The following is a 17096-nucleotide window of genomic DNA, read 5'->3' as shown; positions in this document are numbered from 1 at the left end:
GCACCTCGAAGTCCCCGCCGGCTTCCAGGCCAACCCCCACGCCGGCGGCGGCTTCCAGGTCGACAACCTCACGAACGCCGCGCACTTCGAGCGGTTCGACATCAACGGCACCCTCACGCACGTCGGGGTCCGGGCCGACAACCTCGCCGGCAACGTCGAGCACTTCCTCGTCAACCCGGTCGGTGGCGGCTGGCACGCCGAGCACGCGGTCACCGGGGCGCAGATCCCGCACCTGCGGGTGCAGCGGCTGGCCGGCAACGACTTCCGGGTCACCGACACGCGCGGGCTGCACAACGGGGAGTACCGCGTCCACAACCCCGACGGCGGGGTCACCGCGCAGTCGTTCAACGTGCTGCGCGACGGGCGGCCGACCGTCCGGCAGTTCGTCGCCGACGTGCCGAACGGGACCTGGCGGCTGCACGAGAACGGGGCGCCGGTGGTCAATCCGGGGCCGTTCCAGCGCGGTACGGCCGACTTCGCCGGCGCCGTCAACGGTCGCGTGAAGCTGCTCACCGACACCGGGGCGGAGATGTTCCACCGCCGTCCGGTGCCGGGCGCGAACCAGACCCTCGACGTGTTCCGCACCGTCGGCAACGACCTGCGCGGCGGGCAGCGGCCCCAGTGGGCCAAGTTCGACCAGACCGGGACGCTCGTCGACCACGGCGTGCGGCGCTTCGACAACTCGGCGGTGTCGTGGCGGGACGTGAGCCACACCGGCACCCCGTCGCACGCGATCCGGCAGAGCCTCGGTGGCGGCGAGGTCATCGCGACCCGCGACGCGCTCGGCCAGTGGCGCTGGACGCGGGTGGACCGCAACGGCGCCGAGCTCGGCAGCGGCGTGCGGACCGTGGACCACGACGGCGGGTGGACCGACCGGATGACGCCCGGGGCCGGGGGCGCGCCGGGGGCGATCGCCCAGCGGCAGCACGGGCCGTGGCACGGGCCGGACAACGCGGGGATGTACAAGGAGTACGACCTCGCGGGCGGGGCCCCGGCGGCGACGTGGAAGTCGCACTCCCCGCACGGCAAGGACGCCGGGAAGCTGCAGAACCTGCCGAACGGCTCGACGCTGGAGACGGCCCGCTGGTCCGAGCAGCGCCCGCCGCACTGGGCGCGCCGGTTCCTCGCGGGCGTCCCGGGCGGCGTGTTCCGGCTGCACGAGAACCAGTTCCTGCGCACCGACACCAAGTTCCAGGTGTTCACGTGGACGCGCATGGACCCGGGCGCCGTGCGCACCGACGGGTTCCGGTTCGTGTCGATGAGCGAGGCCGCGTACGACGTCGGGCGGGACGGGCGCTTCGTGCGGTACACCGGCAAGTTGGAGCACGGCAACACGCTCACCGTCGGGCACGACGTCGTCCCGCTCCCCGCCGGCGCGGCCCGCAACCCGTTGCACGTCCCGTGGTCCGAGGGGGCCGGCAACCTCAGCGGCTACCGGGTGTCCTTCGGCCGCGGCGTCCACGCGGACGGCCGGGTGTGGGAGGACCGCTTCGTCACGGCCGGCGACTGGTACGCCTTCAACAACAACTACCGGGTCGCCCGGGCCGGCTACGCGGACGGCTCGATCCGCGAGTTCCAGCGCCCGCCCGCCGCGGGTGGGGCCAACGGCGCCTTCGCGTCGCGGATCGACGCGTTCGAGGGCGTGGGCCGGCCGTGGGTGCAGCGCGACATCCACGGCGTCGTGGTCGGCCGCTCCGACGAGTTCCCCACGATGGCCCCCGGCGGCGGGACCGTGCACGTGGAGGCGACGGGCGGGGCGACGACGCGACGCTGGACGTGGACCGACGGCACGAACAGCGGCACCCGCGACTGGGGCCGCAACTTCAACGGCCCGCACACCACGTTCGACGACTCGTTCCGCGACTTCCAGCGGGTCAACGGCGTCAACGTGCTGGTGCGGGAGCGGCGGATGCTCGACGGCGGCGCGTACGTCGACGCGTGGCGGGTCGACAACGCGGCGGGCGGCCACACCTGGCACTGGCACCGGGTGGACCGCCACGGCAACGTCACCGCGCCGCTCGGGGCCGGCCGCGAGTGGTGGAACGGCCGGGCCTGGCACGCGGAGTGGTCGCCGGGCGCCACGAGGTTCCGGGACCTGACCGGCCCGACCCTGGTCCGTGACGTTCCCGCCGCGGATGTGCTGAGGGTGCGCGAGTACCGGGGCGGCGACCTGGGCGTGTGGAAGGAGTTCGACATGGGCGCCGTCGTCCGGGAGCGCAAGCCGCTGCCCGGGGTCGGCTTCATCGAGAAGGACGCGTGGCGGGGGCAGTGGCGGCAGTACGACGCGGCCGGCACCATCGTGGCCAGGCGCGACGACGCCGGCTGGGTGCACGTGCCCGGCGTAGGGCGCGGCCTCGACCTCGCCGGGCGGGAGCTGGACTACCGCGGCTGGGCGTCGGAGGTGCGGGGCTGGAACCGGCGCATCCGCGAGAGCAACCGGATGGCCTGGGGCGGCGAGCTGCACGTCGGCAACCTCAACGAGGCGCTGTACAAGCCGTACTGGCAGCACGCCGCGCAGAAGATCGCGCTGGAGTTCGCCCAGGAGTTCCTGCTCGAGTTCGCGGCCAACCTGGTGGTCAACGCGATCGTCGACGCCATCGCGGGCAAGCAGTTCAACGGCCAGGACGCGCTCAAGGCGTTCGCGAACGCGGCCGTGGGCTCGGCGGTCAAGAGCGCCGTCGGCTCGGTGATGCACGAGAACCGGTTCGGGCCGATGCAGCGCACCGCCGACCTCAAGGCCGGCCTGGCGAACATCGACGGCGGCAAGGCCTGGTTCCGCAAGCCGCTCAACCACGACAAGCACTGGAGCAACGAGTGGGCCGGCAACGAGACGGCGACCCGCTGGCGGGGCGGCACCTATGACTTCGCGTTCAACGTCCCGGTCGCCGGGCTCACCGGCTTCGTCAACGGCGCCATGAACGCCTCGGTCTTCGGCATCACCAACGCCAACGGAGACACGATCTATCTCTCCGGCGGCGCGGCCGCGTTCGACGGGCTGCTCGCGGCCGCGTCGGGCATCACCGGCGCGGTCACCACCACGATCGGCAAGACGCTGTTCAACGCGGGGCTGGGCGGGCGGGCGTTCCACCGGCAGGGCCTGGCCGAGTTCGGCTTCCAGCTGCCCTGGAAGATCGTCGAGAAGGTCGTCACCTCGGAGCTGCTCAAGGCGTTCCGGCCCAGCGTCAACCCGTGGTACTACCAGCCCGGAGGATGGCCGTGACGGTACATCTGGTGGCCCCCGGCCGCCGCGGAGCCCATCCCGACCTGGCCACGGCCGTGCGGGCGGCCGCGCCCGGTGACACCGTCGCCGTGGCCCCGGGCCGCTACGCCGAGACGCTGCGGCTGGACCGGCCGGTGACGCTGCGCCCCGAGGCCGGGACCGGCAGCGTCGAGCTGGTCCCGGCCGGCACCGAGCCGGCCCTGACGGTGGCGGCCGGGGACTGCGCGGTGCACGGGTTCGCGATCACCGGCACCGACCCGTCCCGGCCGCTGGTGTCCGTCGTGGACAGCGGCGGGCTGGTGCTGGAGGACGTCCGCGTCCGCCAGGGGCGCGTCGAGGCCCGGGGGCCGGCCGCGCTGGCCCTCACCGGCGGGGCGATCGAGGGGGCCGCGGGCGCCGCGCTGCACCTGGTCGGGCCGGCCCGGGCCGAGGCCACCGACGTGCGCATCGGCGACGGCGCGGGGGTCGTGCTCTCCGGCGACGCGCAGTTCGCGGCGACCCGGCTGCGGCTGCACGGCACCGAGGGCTCCGCGATCCGGCTGCGCGGCACCGCCCGGCTGACCCTCGCCGACTGCCGCATCGACCGGGCCGGGCGCACCGGGCTGCTGCTGGAGGACGCCGCGACCGCGCTGGCCGAGCAGAGCAGCATCGCCGCCGCCGGCTCCGCGGCCGTGCAGGTCAACGGGGCCGCCCGGGCGAGGCTCACCGAGTGCCGGATCACCGGCCCGGGCGCGAGCGGCCTGGTCGTCGCCGACGACGGCGAGCTCGTCGCCGAGGACTGCACCGTGCGCGACGCCGGGGCCAACGCGCTGCTCGTCACCGGCTCGGCGAAGGCTCTGCTGACCGGCTGCCATCTCGTCGGCTCCGCCTTCGGCGCGGTCCACGGCGCCGGTGCGGCCCGGCTGCGGCTGGAGCGGTGCCGGGTGGTGCGCGGGGCCGAGCACGGCGTGCACGCGGCCGACGACGCCGCCGTCGAGCTGTCCGGCTGCGACCTGTCGGACCTGGCCATGAGCGGGGTGCACGCGACCGGCAAGGCGCGGCTGAGCGCCGACGGCTGCCGGGTCGACGGCGCCGACATCGGGCTGCGGCTCGCCTCGGCCGCGGCCGCGACCGTGCGCAACTGCACGGTGGTGCGCCCGGCCCGGGTCGGCTTCGAGGTCACCGGGGCCGGCGCGGCCACCCTGGCCGAGGTCGCGGTCCGCGACGCGGGCGCCGCCGGGATCGTCGTGGACAGCCCGGCCGAGGTGCGCATCGACGGCGCCACGGTCACCGGGGGCGGCGGCTCCGGCCTGGTGGTGTGGACGGGCGCGAAGCCGGCGGTGTCGGGGCTGCGGGTGCACGGCGTGGCCAAGAACGGGCTCTACGTCGCCGACGACGCCGGGGGCACCTATGAGGACTGCCGCATCACCGAGCCCGGCTTCACCGCCATCCACGTGGGCGAGCGCGCCACGGCGACGTTCGACGAGCGGCCGGACGCCGTGCCGCTGGCCAAGGCCGCCGGCGCGCCGGAGCGGCCGGTCGCCGAGTCCGACCCGGACCCGGCCGAGGAGAGCCTCGACGACCTGCTCGGCGAGCTCGGCGTCCTGGTCGGCCTCGACCGGGTCAAGCGCGACGTGCACACGCTGGTGAAGCTCATGCAGACGGTGCGGATGCGCCAGGAGGCCGGGCTGCCGGCGCCGCCGCTGAGCCGCCACCTCGTGTTCGCCGGCAACCCCGGCACCGGCAAGACGACCGTGGCGCGCCTCTACGGCCGGCTGCTCAAGGCGCTGGGCCTGCTGCGCCGGGGGCATCTCGTGGAGGTGGACCGCTCGGCGCTCGTCGGCGAGTACGTCGGGCACACGGGCCCGAAGACCGCCGCCGCCGTCACCCGGGCGCTCGGCGGGGTGCTGTTCATCGACGAGGCGTACTCCCTCGTCCCCCGCTTCGGCGACGACTTCGGCCACGAGGCGATCGCGACGCTCGTGAAGATGATGGAGGACCACCGCGACGACGTGGTGGTGATCGTCGCCGGCTACCCGGACGAGATGACCCGGTTCGTCGGCGCGAACCCGGGCCTCGCCTCCCGGTTCACCCGCACGCTGCACTTCGACGACTACGACACCACCCAGCTGGTGGCGATCGTCGAGCACCAGGCCGGCGAGCACCGCTACGAGCTGACCGGCCCCGCGGCGGAGGGGCTCGCCGCCTACTTCGACGCGTTGCCGCGCGGCGAGGGATTCGGCAACGGCCGCCTCGCACGCCAGGTGTTCCAGGAGCTGACCGAGCGGCAGGCGCAGCGCGTCGCCGAGCTCGACGGCGCCGGCCCCGACGACCTCGTGCTGCTGCGGCCCGAGGACCTGCCTTCTGTGAGGAGCGACCGTGCCCCAGTCTGAGGAATCCTTCGCGGCCGCCTACGCGCGCAAGCCCGCGACCGCGGCCCGCGGGCTGCTGCCGGACCGGCGGGTGTGGATCGCCGCCGGGGGGCTGGCGACGCTGGCGGTGCTGGTGGTGGTACCGCTGCAGCTGCGCTGGCCCTCGCCGGACCGTCCGCAGGTCGCGGACCCGCAGTATGCCTTCCCCGCGGCGGTCACCGAGTCGCAGGCGTCCCCGAGCGTGGCCCCGGGCTCGCCGGCCCCGTCCGCCGCGCCCGTGAAGTCGGCCGCCGGGCAGCCCGCGGCGACCACGCAGCAGCCGAAGTCGACGGGTGGCACCCCGGCCAAGGCCGCCCCGACGAACACGGCCGGCGCCGCGGGGGTCAAGCCGCCCGCGGTCGCCACGACCGCCGCCGCGCCGACGATCCCGGGCCGCGCGATCGTCGGCGTGCAGTCCGGCCTGTGCCTGAGCGCGAACTCGGGCAAGGACGGCGCGGCGCTGACGATCGCGCGGTGCGACGGCTCGGCGGTGCAGCACTGGGAGACCGCGCCGGACGGCACGATCCGCTCGGTCGGGCTGTGCATGGACGCCGCCTGGGCCTCGACCGACGACTACACCACGATTCAGGTGGCAAAGTGCAACGGCAACCAGGCCCAGCAGTGGCGCCTGAACGGCTCCAACGACCTGGTGGACACGCAGGCCAACAAGTGCGCGGACGTGTTCGGGGAGAACACCGCGCCGGGCAGCGCCGTGAAGCTGTGGCCGTGCAACGGCAAGAGCAACCAGAAGTGGTACTGGCGGTGAGCGCTCAGGACCGGTGCGGCTGAGCGGCCGCCGCCCGGATCCGGCGGCGAAGTGGAAGACTGAGGTGCGTGAGCGTTGACGTCGTCTTCCAGCTCCAGCACCGCGTCCGCCGGCCCGACGGCACGCTGGGCTGGACGCTGTCGCGCGCGGTGCCGCTGCTCGACGAGGACGGCCGGATCGAGGAGTGGATCGGCACCGCCTCCGACGTCACCGAGGCCCGCGAGTAGGCAGAGGCAACACGCGAGGGCGTTCTGTCAACATTTCCCATAACACGTATTGACAACGTTAGTTACAACGCAGTGGAGTGAGGGACAGCATCCGCTCAGTGCTGCCCTGTGAGGTATCTGTGCCCAACCGCCGCCTCCTCCCCCGAGCCGCCGCGCTCGCGCTGCTTGCCGGGGCACTCGTCCCGCTCGCCCCGGCCGCGCCCGCCCAGGCCGCCACGAACGTCGTCACCGACGGCAACGCCCGCTTCGAGGTGCTCACCCCGACCCTCATCCGCCTCGAATACGCCGGCGACGGCGCCTTCCAGGACGGCACCACGCTCAACGCGGTCAACCGGAACCTCCCGGTGCCGTCGTACACGACCACCGCCACGTCGGACGGGTACCGCGAGATCCGCACGAGCGCGCTGACCCTGCGCTACAAGCAGGGCAGCGGCGCCTTCACCGCCGCGAACACCTCGATCGCGCTGTCCACCGGCGTGACCGCCCAGCCCGCGTTCCCCTCCTACTGCGCGTACAACACCGCGTGCGAGGCCGAGAACGCGCTGCTCACCGGGCGCGCGACGCCCGCCTACGACCACACCGGCTACACGGGCTCGGCGTTCGCGGCCGGGATCGAGTCCACCGGCTCCGGGATCGCGGTCGACGTCAGCGGCGTGCCCGCGGCCGGCAGCTACCGGCTCCAGGTGCGCTACGCCAACGCGACCGGCGGCGACGGGCAGAGCACCACGCGCACGCTGTCGACCAGGGTCGGCACGACGGCCGGGCCGCAGCTGAGCCTGCCCGCGACCGCCAGCTGGGACACCTGGGGCACCGCGTCGACGACCGTGAGCCTGCCCGCCGGCACGAGCACGATCACCGTGGCGCAGAACGCGTCCGACTCCGGGCACGTGAACATCGACAGCATCGCGCTGACGCCCACGGCCACCACGACGTTCCCGGCCGCCTCCACGGCGCTGCTCACCACCGCCTACGGGGCCGGGCCGAAGGACGCCCTCGGCGGCTGGTCGCGCTCGCTGGACAACCCCAGGGTGCTCCCGGTCCCCGAGCACCCGGGCATCCTCGCCCGATCCGGCTGGTACCTGCTCGACGACTCCCGGACCGCCCTGCTCAGCGCCGCGCACGTCCTCACCGACCGGCCCGGGCACGGCAGCCAGCCGTACCAGGACGGCTACTTCTTCGGCTACGGGCAGAACTACAAACAGGGCCTGAGCGACCTCAACGCGCTCACCGGCGGCTCCGCGCTGCTGCCCCAGTCCGCGTACGGCGTCTGGTACTCCCGCTACTTCGCCTACAGCACCGCCGACTACCAGAACACGTTGTTGCCGACCTTCCGCGGCACGTTCACCCCGATCGACTGGCTCGTCGTCGACACCGACTGGAAGTCGCCGAGCCAGTGGAACGGCTGGAACTGGAACGCGTCGCTGTTCCCGGACCCGCAGGGCTTCCTGAACTGGACGAAGCAGCAGGGCCTCGACGTCTCGCTGAACGTCCACACGAGCATCGCGGGCAACGACCCGAAGTTCGCCGCGGCCAACAGCACCGCGGGCGGGCTGATCCCCGACGGCGGCAACTACGTCTTCGACTGGTCGAAGCCGGGGCACCTCAGCGCGTACCTGAACCTGCACAAGCCGATCGAGCAGCAGGGCGTGCGCACGTGGTGGCTGGACTACTGCACCAGCTGCGGCGCCTCGATCGCGTCCGACCCGCACGTCGCGGCCGACCCCTGGATCAACCAGGCCTACGCGGACGCCGCGGCGGCCCGGGGGCTGCGCGGGTTCTCCTTCGGGCGCATCGGCGGCGCGGAGTACGGCAACGACGACTCCAGCTTCGCGGTCGGGCCGTGGGCCGAGCGGCGCAACACGATGCAGTTCACCGGCGACACCCCGGCCTCGTGGGACATGCTGGCGTTCGAGGCCCGGTTCACCCCGGACGAGGCGGCCGCCGGCTTCTCCAACGTCAGCCACGACATCGGCAGCTTCCACGGCGGGCACCTCGCCGACGACCTCTACGCGCGGTGGGTCCAGCTGGGTACCTTCCAGCCGGTCGACCGGTTGCACTCCGACCACGGCGACCGGCTGCCGTGGAACTACACGGGCGCGGCCCAGGCCAGCGCGGAGAGCTTCCTGCGGCTGCGGGAGGCGCTGGTGCCCTACACCTACACCCTGGCCCAGCAGGCGAACACCACCGGGGTGCCGATCACGCGCCCGCTGTACCTCAACTACCCGGCCAGCAACGAGGCGTACACGAACCCGACCGAGTACCTCTACGGCGACAACGTCCTCGTCGCGCCGATCGTGAGCAGCTCCGGCTCCCGCTCGATGTGGGTGCCGCCGGGCACGTGGACCGACTACTTCACCGGCCAGGTCTACAGTGGACCGTCCACGGTGACCGTCTCCGCGCCGCTGTCGCAGATGCCGGTGCTCATCAAGTCGGGCGGCATCCTGCCGACCCGCACCGACTACGTGGACAACGCGGGGCAGCGGCCGCTGACCCAGCTGACCGTGAACGTGGCCGCGGGGGCCGACGGGACCTTCTCGCTCTACTCCGACGCGGGCGAGGGCACCCCGACGGCCTCGACCAGCGCCCCGCTGACCTGGAGCGAGGCGTCGCGCACGCTCACCGTCGGCGCGCAGACCGGCTCCTTCACGGGGGCGCCGGCGTCCCGGCAGTACACCTTGCGCCTGTCGAACTCGAACGCGCCCACCGCCGTGAGCGTGGACGGGGTGCAGGTCCCGGAGACGGCGTGGTCCTGGAACGCCAACCAGCGCACGGTGACGGTCACGACGGCCGCGCTGGCGCTCAACGCCCAGCACACCGTCTCGCTGTCCGGCTCGGCCACCGCCAACCCCACCGCGGGCGAGATCCTCGGCGCCGGCGGCCTGTGCCTGGACGTGCGGGGCGGCACGGCGACGGACGGCACGGCGATGCAGCTGTACGGCTGCAACCACACCGCGGCCCAGACGTTCGCCTACGGCGCCGACAACACCGTGCGGGTGCTCGGCAAGTGCCTCACCGCCGGGGCCGGGGTCACGATCAGCACGTGCTCGGGCGCGGCCGCGCAGCAGTGGTCGCACCAGTCCAACGGCGCGCTGACCAACGGCGGGCAGTGCCTCGACGTGCCGAACTCGAACACCACGCCGGGGGCGGTGCAGCTGCAGATGTACACCTGCAACGGCTCCGGCGCCCAGCTCTGGAAGCTGCCGCCGGGCCCGGTCACCGGCCCGGGCGGCCTGTGCGCCGACGTCGCCAACGCGTCGCCGGCCTCGGGCACCGCGGTGCAGCTCTACACCTGCAACGGCAGCGACGCCCAGCGCTGGTCCGCCCCCGGTGACCTGTCGCTGCGCACGCTGGGCAAGTGCCTCGACGTGGTCAACGGCGGCACCGCCAACGGCACCGCGGTGCAGCTGTGGGACTGCAACGGCACGGGCTCGCAGCAGTGGACCACCCGCGCGGACGGGACGCTCTACAACCCGCCGTCGGGCCGCTGCCTGGACGACCCGAACAACAACCAGAAGGCGGGCGACCTGCTGCGCATCTGGGACTGCAACACCACCGCGGCCCAGAAGTTCCGCCTGGGCTGATCCGCAGGCGCATCGGGCCTCGTCGCCGCCACGGCGGGGCCCGGTGTCATGCGGTGCGCAGCTTGCGGACCATCACGCCGATCGTGGTCGCGACCGGGACCGGGCCGAAGAGGCGGGAGTCGTAGCCGGGGCTGTCCCCGAGCACGATCATCGCGTCGGGCCCGACGAGCCCGGCGATGCGCTTGACGAGCCGGCCCGGCCGCTGGGGAGCGACCGGGCCGGCCTGGATCTCCGCGCCCGGTGGCAGCCGGACCGGTCCGGTGGGCCGGTGCAGCACCACGATGTCGCCGACGCGCAGCGGCTGGCCGCGGTACCGGCGGGCGAGCAGCAGATCGCCGTCGTGCAGCGCGGGCGCCATGCTGCCGCCCGAGACCCGCACGACGAACCATGGAAAACGGGTCAGCACGTCCCCGTCGCGTATTTGGCGTAGCAGTGGTTCGGCACGCCGGAGCAGCCGTTCATGCACTTCTGGCACCAGTGCAGGCCGCCGGAGCACCAGCAGCTGAGGTGGTAGGCGCAGTCGGCCTCCGCGCGCGCGGCGGGGACGAGCCGGGCGAGCATGCGGTCGGCGAGCCGGTTGACGAGTGCGACCATGGGCGTCCTTTCCTCGAATCTTGGTGTTGCAGGACGATCGCGAGCGTCGGCGATCACGCGCAGTCGTGTCAACGCGACGCCGCGAAACCCCGGCTCGGCCGTGAAAGAGCCGTGAAAACTGTCCCATCGAGGATGATCACGGTAACGTGCGCGGCGTGCGCCAGCCCTTCCTCGACGCCGGGCACGCGGTGCGGCTGGCCGTGCGCGCCGGCCCCGGCCATCTCGCCGCCGACGCCGCCGTCACGCTGGTCGGAGCGGTCGTGCCCGTCGCCACCGTCTGGCTGCTCAAGCGCGCGCTGGATGCGATTTCCGGCGGCGGTACGGCCGACGCCGCGACATTCGCGATCGCCGGACTGGTCGCGGCGGGACTGCTCGCCGCGACCCTGCCGTCGCTGCACACGTTCCTGCAGAACCAGGTCGGCCGCGCCGTCGGCCGCCGTGCCCAGTCGGACCTGTATCAGGCGACGGCCCGGCTCGGCGGCCTCGCCCGGCTGGAGGACCCCGAGTTCCACGACCGGCTCCGGATGGCCCAGTCGGCCGGCCGCTCGGGCCCCGGCCAGGTCGTGCAGGGCGTCCTGGGCACCGTCCAGCTCGGCATCACCGTGGCCGGCCTGGTCGCCGTCCTGGCCGCGGTCAGCCCCGCGACCGCCGCCGTCACGCTGCTGGGCCTGGCTCCCGCGCTGCTGGCCGAGATCCGCCTGAGCCGCGCGCAGGCCGCGATGATCTGGAGCATCAGCCCGCACGAGCGCCGCGAGTTCTTCTACGCCGAGCTGCAGACCAGCCTCCCGGCCGCGAAGGAGGTGCGGCTGCTGGGGCTGTCCGAGCTGTTCCGCCTGCGCATGCTGGACGAGCTCGCCGAGGCCGACGGACAGCGGCGCCGCCTGGACGCCCGGACGTTGCGCGTGCAGTTCCTGCTCGGCCTGGTTTCGGCGGCGGTACTGGGAGCAGTCCTCGTCTGGGCCGTGTCCCTGCGGCGCTTCTCGGTCGGCGACATCTCGGCCCTGGTCGCCGGGATCGCGGCCCTGCAGACGACCCTGGCCGCACTGGTCGGCCGCGTCTCCATGGTGCACAACGCGCTGCTGCTGTACCGCCACTTCCGCGCCGTCCTCGACGCGGAGCCCGACCTGGCGGTGCCGGACGAGCCTCAGGCGGTACCACCGCTGCGGTCCTCGATCGAGTTCCGGGACGTGTGGTTCCGCTACTCCCCCGAGCAGGACTGGGTGCTGCGCGGCGTGAACCTCGTCCTCCCGCACGGTGCCGCGGTGGGGCTGGTCGGGCTGAACGGCGCCGGGAAGAGCACGATGGTGAAGCTGCTGTGCCGCTTCTACGACCCTACGCGGGGCGCGATCCTGTGGGACGGCGTGGACCTGCGCTCGCTCTCGCTGTCCGGTCTGCGGTCCCGGATCGGCGCGCTGTTCCAGGACTACATGACCTACGAGCTGACGGCCGCGGAGAACATCGCCCTCGGCGACGTGACGGCGTCCCCGTCGCCCGCGGACGTCGAGGCGGCCGCGGCCCGGGCCGGCATCGACCCGGTGCTGCGCGGCCTCCCGCACGGCTACGACACGATGCTGTCCAAGCTCTTCGCCGAGGCGGACGGCGACGGCGTGCTGCTGTCGGGCGGCCAGTGGCAGCGCCTGGCCCTGGCCCGCACCTACCTGCGCGACCGCCGCGACCTGCTGATCCTGGACGAGCCGAGCGCGGGCCTGGACGCCGAGGCCGAGCACGAGATCCACCACGGCCTGCGGGCCCACCGCACCGGCGCCACGAGCCTGCTGATCTCGCACCGGCTGGGCGCCCTGCGCGACGCGGACACCATCGTGGTGCTGTCGGGCGGCGAGATCGCGGAGCGGGGCAGGCACGCGCAGCTGCTCGCGCACGGCGGCGAGTACGCGCGGCTGTTCCGCCTCCAGGCCGACGGCTACCGCCCGGCAACCGAGCCGGTCGCCTGACCCGGTCGGGCCAGCCCCAGCGCGCGGCCGGTGGGCAGCGGGATGGAGCCCGGCCTTGCGGGCCGCGACCATCGACGTATGCGGGACATCGAGCGTTCTCCGGCCGCGGTGCGGCACGCACGCACGCTGTGGTTCGTCGCGATCGGCGCCGGCGTGTTCGAAACGGTCCTGGTGGTGGCGAGCGGACGGGCGGGCACCGACGCGCTCGCCGGCGTGACGGTCCGGGTCCTGGTCTTCGCCGCCGCGGCCCTCGCCGTGCTGCGGATGGCCGCCGGGCGCCGATGGGCCCGGCTGGCGCTCGCCATCGGCCTCGGCGTCTTCGGCACCTTGTCGCTGACCGTGGACCCGGTGCTCTGGCTGGCCCAGGGCCACGCGCTCGGCGCGGTGATCCGCGAGTCGGGCCCGGTCGACCTGCTGTTCGGGGCCAGCCGCGTGGTCCACGTCGCCGCCGTGCTCGGCGCCTGCGCGCTGATGTTCACGCCGCCGGCCAGCGCCTGGTTCCGCGCGACGGCCGCGCCCGTCAGGCGATCGCGGTGATGGTGAGCGTCGCGGAGTAGTCGCCGGGCTGGGTCGTCGACGGGATCCGCAGGTGCAGGCCGGCGCCGAGAACCGTGGTGCCCAGGCCGCCCGCCGCCGGGGCGTGGGCCAGCTCGCTGCCGTCGCGCAGGGTCGCGCTCGGGGCGCCCGGCTGCACGTCCCCGGCCCGGTTCGGGGTCAGGATCGCCGGGGTCCAGCTCAGGTACGCGCCGCTGAAGGTGTTCGCGCCGCTCGTGAAGTCGCCCACCTGGCCGGTCAGGCTCCAGCCGGGGTGGGTCTGGTCGCGGTCGTCGGTGATCGTCACGGGGGCGAGGCTGCCGGTCGAGTCGAAGGTGTGGTCGGGGCGCAGGGCGGCGGTCGTGAGCCGGACCGGGGTGTCGCTCACGGTCATGGTGAAGACGCCCTCGTCGTGGGGGACGTTCGTCACGATGCTCTCGTCCTGCGGGGGCACGCCCGAGACCGTGATGGCGAGCGGGTACGAGGTCGATGCCTGGTAGTAGGGGTAGTCCGCCGGCGGCTCGTACCGGGCCGTGACGAGGTGGAGGCCGGGGTCGAGGGTCGTCGTCAGCCGGGCGTAGCCCCCGTAGACGGGGACCGGGGCGGCGAGCGGGGTCTCGCGGTCGAAGAACCGGACCGTGCCCGGCACGCCGACCGGGTTGACCGAGGCGAGCAGGCTCACGACATCGCCGATCGCGACCTGGTCCGGGCCCGACAGTCCCGTCTCCGTGGGCATGGCGGCGAAGCACGGGCTCTGGCCCTTGCGGTCGCACGCGGCCGGCATCGGGTCGCTCGCCGCGAGCCGGTCGGTGCCGTCGGGCGCGATCGTCGGGTTGGCGGTGCAGGAGCGCACGAAGCCGTCCTCGGTCGGCGGGACCTGCGCACCCGGCACCTGGCGCAGCTGCCGGTACCCGGCCAGGCTCAGGTTCACCGGCAGCGGCGCCAGCCCGAGCGCGCTCAGGCCGCCCTGGCCCGGGCACAGCAGGTAGGTGCCGAACTGGCTCAGGGTGAAGCCCTTGGCCGCGGTGAAGCCGAACGCGTCGGTGGTCGGCACGAGCATGTACGAGTACCACGCCAGCTCGTACGTGCGCGGGTCCGGGTTCGTGTAGACGCCGGAGAGGTCCGCGGTGCCGTCGGGCGCCACCCGCGCGGCGAGCAGGGAGACGCCGACGTGACCGGCGGTGGGCTCGGTGTAGTAGCCGGCCTCGTTGAGCACCTTCGCCGCAGGCAGGCCCCAGGCCCGCGCGGAGGAGGCGTCGGTGTAGCCGATAGCGCCGTTGGCCAGCGAGACGTATCCGGCCACGCCCTGGTCCGCGGGCTGGGCGACCATGCGCGAGCCGTTCAGCACGGGATACGCCGAGGTCGGGTCGCACGGGGTGCGGCCGACCTCCGTGCAGTACGACTGCCAGATCGGACCCTGGCGTGCGGCCATCCAGCGGGTGAGCGCCGCGGTCTGGCCGGAGCCCTCGGAGTGCACGACCGGGACGATCGCGATCGCCGGGAGGTTCACGCCGGGGTTGTCGGCCGCGATCGCCGGGTCGTTCCAGGCGGTCAGGCGGCCGGTGAAGATCTTCGCGACGTTCTCGCCGGACAGGCGGAGGTTCGTGATGGTCGTGAACCCGTTGCGCAGGGTGTAGACGAACGTGGTCGCGACGGCGACGTCGGGCATGTAGGCGAAGGGGCGCGCGGCCGCGGCCGGATCGCCGGCGTCGAAGGGCACATCGGACGCGGCGAAGTCCGTGTCGCCCGCGGCGAAGCGCTGCCTTCCGCCCGCGTCGCCCACCCGCAGGTAGTTGACATGCAGCCGGTACTGCGCGACGTTGCCGGCCCACTGGTTGAACGCGTTGTACACCGTCGTCGAGCCCCCGCCCGAGATCGGCACGTAGTCGGCCGCGGCGGCCGGCCGGGCCGTGCCCAGAACCGCGAGCGCCAGGGCCAGCAGTACGACGATTCCCCGTGATGATCGCGACACAGCCGTACGGTGGACCGGCGGAGTGTCATCGACTGGGGACGGTGGCCGGACGCCAGCAATCCGTTCGGTGAACGGCGGACTTTCTGTCCAGGCACTGGACGTTTACTATAGGCGGCGTGACGGAGGGTGCCGACGCGATCCTGAGCGCGCTGCGGCCGGTCGTGGACGGGATCGCCGCCACGTTCGGGCCGACGTGCGAGGTCGTGCTGCACGACTACCGGCTCGGCGAGCGGTCCGTCGTCGCCGTCGCCGGGAGCGTCACCGGGCGGGCCGTCGGCGGGGCGCTGAGCGAGATCGGGCTGGCCGTGCTCGCCCAGGGCGACGCGGCCGGGAACGACCTCAACTACGTCTCGCGCACCGCGGACGGCCGGATCGTGAAGTCCTCGACGATGCCGTTGCGCGACGGGGACGGGCGCGTGTTCGGGGCCCTGTGCGTGAACGTGGACGTGACCGCCCTGCGGCAGGCCGGGGATCTGCTGGCCGCCCTGGCCGGGGTCCTGCCGCCGCAGGCCCCGGCGACCACGTTCACCAACGACTTCGAGGATGTCGTCGACGCGCTCGTGCGCGCGGAGGAGCTCGCGCGCGGCCGGCCCGCGGCCGGGCTCGGGCGCGGCGAGCGCATCGCCCTGCTGCGCGCGCTGGACGAGCGGGGCGTGTTCCGCGTGCGCAACGCCGTCCCACGCGTCGCCGACCGGCTCGGGGTGTCCCGCTCCGCCGTGTACGCAGATCTGGCCGAGTGCCGCAGAGAGGCCCAGCAGTGACCACATTGGACGATCCCGAGACCCCGTTCGCGGCCCTCGACCCGCACCGCGTCGAGGCGAACGTGCGGCGGCTGCGCACGCATCTGGAGCGGCTCGGCGTACCGTTGCGGCCGCACGTGAAAACGGCGAAGTCGGTCGAGGTCGCGCGCATGGTGCACGGCGGGAGGCCGGGACCGGTCACCGTGTCGACGCTCGCGGAGGCCGAGGCGTTCGCCGCGGCCGGCTTCACCGACATCCTCTACGCCGTCGGCATCGCGCCGCACAAGCTCGACCGGGTGCGGGCGCTGCGGGCGAGCGGGGTCGACGTCACCGTGCTGCTGGACAGCGTCGAGCAGGCGTCGGCCGTGGCGGGGCTCCCCGCGCTGATCGAGATCGACTGCGACGGGCACCGCGGCGGGGTGCGGCCGGACGACCCGGCGCTGCTGGACATCGCGAAGACCCTCGGCGAGCCCCGCGGGGTCCTGACCCACGCCGGCGAGTCCTACTTCGCCGACGGCGACGAGCAGTTGCGGGCCGCGGCCGAGCACGAGCGGGCGGTCGCCGTCGAGGCGGCCGGACGCCTGCGGGCCGCGGGGTTCGCGGCGCCCGTGGTGAGCGTGGGCTCGACCCCGACCGCGCACTTCGCGACCGACCTGCGCGGCGTCACCGAGGTGCGGGCCGGCAACTTCGTCTTCTTCGACCTCGTGATGGCCGGCATCGGGGTGTGCACCCACGCGGATCTCGCGCTCTCCGTCGTCGTCACCGTCATCGGCCACCAGCCGGACAAGGGCTGGATTCTCACCGACGGCGGCTGGATGGCCACCTCGCGCGACCGCGGCACGGCGCGGCAGCGGGTCGACCAGGCGTACGGCCTCGTCGCAGATCTCGACGGCAACCCCTTCGAGGACCTGCTCATGACCGACGCGAGCCAGGAGCACGGGATCCTCGCCATCCGCCCGGACAGCGCCGCGAAGCTGCCCGGCATCCCGGTCGGCGCGCGGGTGCGCATCCTGCCGATCCACGCCTGCGCGACGGCGGCGCAGCACGAGCGGTACCACGTCCTCGAGCCCGGCTCGCGGACGATCCAGGCCCAGTGGCCCCGAGTGCGAGGATGGTGACC

General features: G+C 73.8%; 12 protein-coding genes. 9 read left to right on the top strand and 3 right to left on the bottom strand.

Annotation, left to right across the window (positions count from 1 at the left end; translation table 11 throughout):
* The 5 genes from ABT369_RS32695 to ABT369_RS32675 form a co-directional block, all read left to right on the top strand.
* The coding region (locus ABT369_RS32695; protein ID WP_350617777.1) for a hypothetical protein at window positions 1-3220 on the top strand (3220 nt) is incomplete at its 5' end.
* Entirely contained in the window at window positions 3217-5592 is a 2376-nt protein-coding gene (locus tag ABT369_RS32690) for a right-handed parallel beta-helix repeat-containing protein (RefSeq protein WP_350617776.1), read from the top strand. The genes ABT369_RS32695 and ABT369_RS32690, both read left to right, overlap by 4 nt.
* The gene (locus tag ABT369_RS32685) at window positions 5579-6376 is read left to right on the top strand and encodes a ricin-type beta-trefoil lectin domain protein (RefSeq protein ID WP_350617775.1); all 798 of its coding nucleotides are present in this window, start codon (window positions 5579-5581) and stop codon (window positions 6374-6376) included. Before ABT369_RS32690 ends, ABT369_RS32685 begins: the two co-directional genes overlap by 14 nt.
* 68 nt (window positions 6377-6444) lie before the next feature.
* A complete protein-coding gene (locus tag ABT369_RS32680; protein ID WP_350617774.1) occupies window positions 6445-6603 on the top strand; it encodes a PAS domain-containing protein in 159 nt (52 codons plus the stop codon).
* Between the two features lie 119 nt (window positions 6604-6722).
* Window positions 6723-10184, top strand: coding sequence for a ricin-type beta-trefoil lectin domain protein (locus tag ABT369_RS32675; protein WP_350617773.1), 3462 nt, complete (start codon window positions 6723-6725; stop codon window positions 10182-10184).
* A gap of 46 nt (window positions 10185-10230) precedes the next feature.
* Here ABT369_RS32675 and ABT369_RS32670 read toward each other — a convergent pair whose 3' ends face one another.
* Entirely contained in the window at window positions 10231-10590 is a 360-nt protein-coding gene (locus tag ABT369_RS32670; RefSeq protein ID WP_350617772.1) for a S26 family signal peptidase, read from the bottom strand.
* Window positions 10584-10778, bottom strand: a complete 195-nt coding sequence (locus ABT369_RS32665) for a hypothetical protein (protein WP_350617771.1) — start codon at window positions 10776-10778, stop codon at window positions 10584-10586. Before ABT369_RS32665 ends, ABT369_RS32670 begins: the two co-directional genes overlap by 7 nt.
* A 155-nt stretch (window positions 10779-10933) precedes the next feature.
* Between ABT369_RS32665 and ABT369_RS32660 the strand changes: the two genes are divergently transcribed.
* Window positions 10934-12730, top strand: coding sequence for an ABC transporter ATP-binding protein (locus ABT369_RS32660; RefSeq protein ID WP_350617770.1), 1797 nt, complete (start codon window positions 10934-10936; stop codon window positions 12728-12730).
* Window positions 12731-12808: 78 nt separating this feature from the next.
* On the top strand, window positions 12809-13267 hold the full coding sequence (locus ABT369_RS32655; RefSeq protein ID WP_350617769.1) for a hypothetical protein: 459 nt from the start codon (window positions 12809-12811) through the stop codon (window positions 13265-13267).
* Here the strand turns inward: ABT369_RS32655 and ABT369_RS32650 are convergent.
* The gene (locus tag ABT369_RS32650) at window positions 13251-15236 is read right to left on the bottom strand and encodes a substrate-binding domain-containing protein (RefSeq protein WP_350617768.1); all 1986 of its coding nucleotides are present in this window, start codon (window positions 15234-15236) and stop codon (window positions 13251-13253) included. The two genes, ABT369_RS32655 and ABT369_RS32650, sit on opposite strands and share 17 nt — an antisense overlap.
* A 116-nt stretch (window positions 15237-15352) precedes the next feature.
* On the opposite strand from ABT369_RS32650, the gene ABT369_RS32645 reads away from it, so the two are divergent.
* Window positions 15353-15997, top strand: a complete 645-nt coding sequence (locus ABT369_RS32645) for a helix-turn-helix transcriptional regulator (protein ID WP_350617767.1) — start codon at window positions 15353-15355, stop codon at window positions 15995-15997.
* Complete coding sequence (locus ABT369_RS32640) at window positions 15994-17094, top strand: alanine racemase (protein WP_350617766.1); 1101 nt, start codon at window positions 15994-15996, stop codon at window positions 17092-17094. The genes ABT369_RS32645 and ABT369_RS32640 overlap by 4 nt, the downstream gene beginning before the upstream one ends.
* Window positions 17095-17096 lie beyond the last annotated feature (2 nt).

It is taken from the genome of Dactylosporangium sp. NPDC000244, from assembly GCF_040300725.1.
In the GTDB taxonomy this organism is placed as follows: domain Bacteria; phylum Actinomycetota; class Actinomycetes; order Mycobacteriales; family Micromonosporaceae; genus Dactylosporangium.
This window is presented reverse-complemented; position numbering and strand designations above follow the sequence as displayed.

What these genes read in the sequence shown, in the direction of transcription:
- ABT369_RS32665 (WP_350617771.1), bottom strand. Translation starts at nt 10,778, where the DNA reads ATGGTCGCACTCGTCAACCGGCTCGCCGACCGCATGCTCGCCCGGCTC.
- ABT369_RS32655 (WP_350617769.1), top strand. Translation starts at nt 12,809, where the DNA reads ATGCGGGACATCGAGCGTTCTCCGGCCGCGGTGCGGCACGCACGCACG.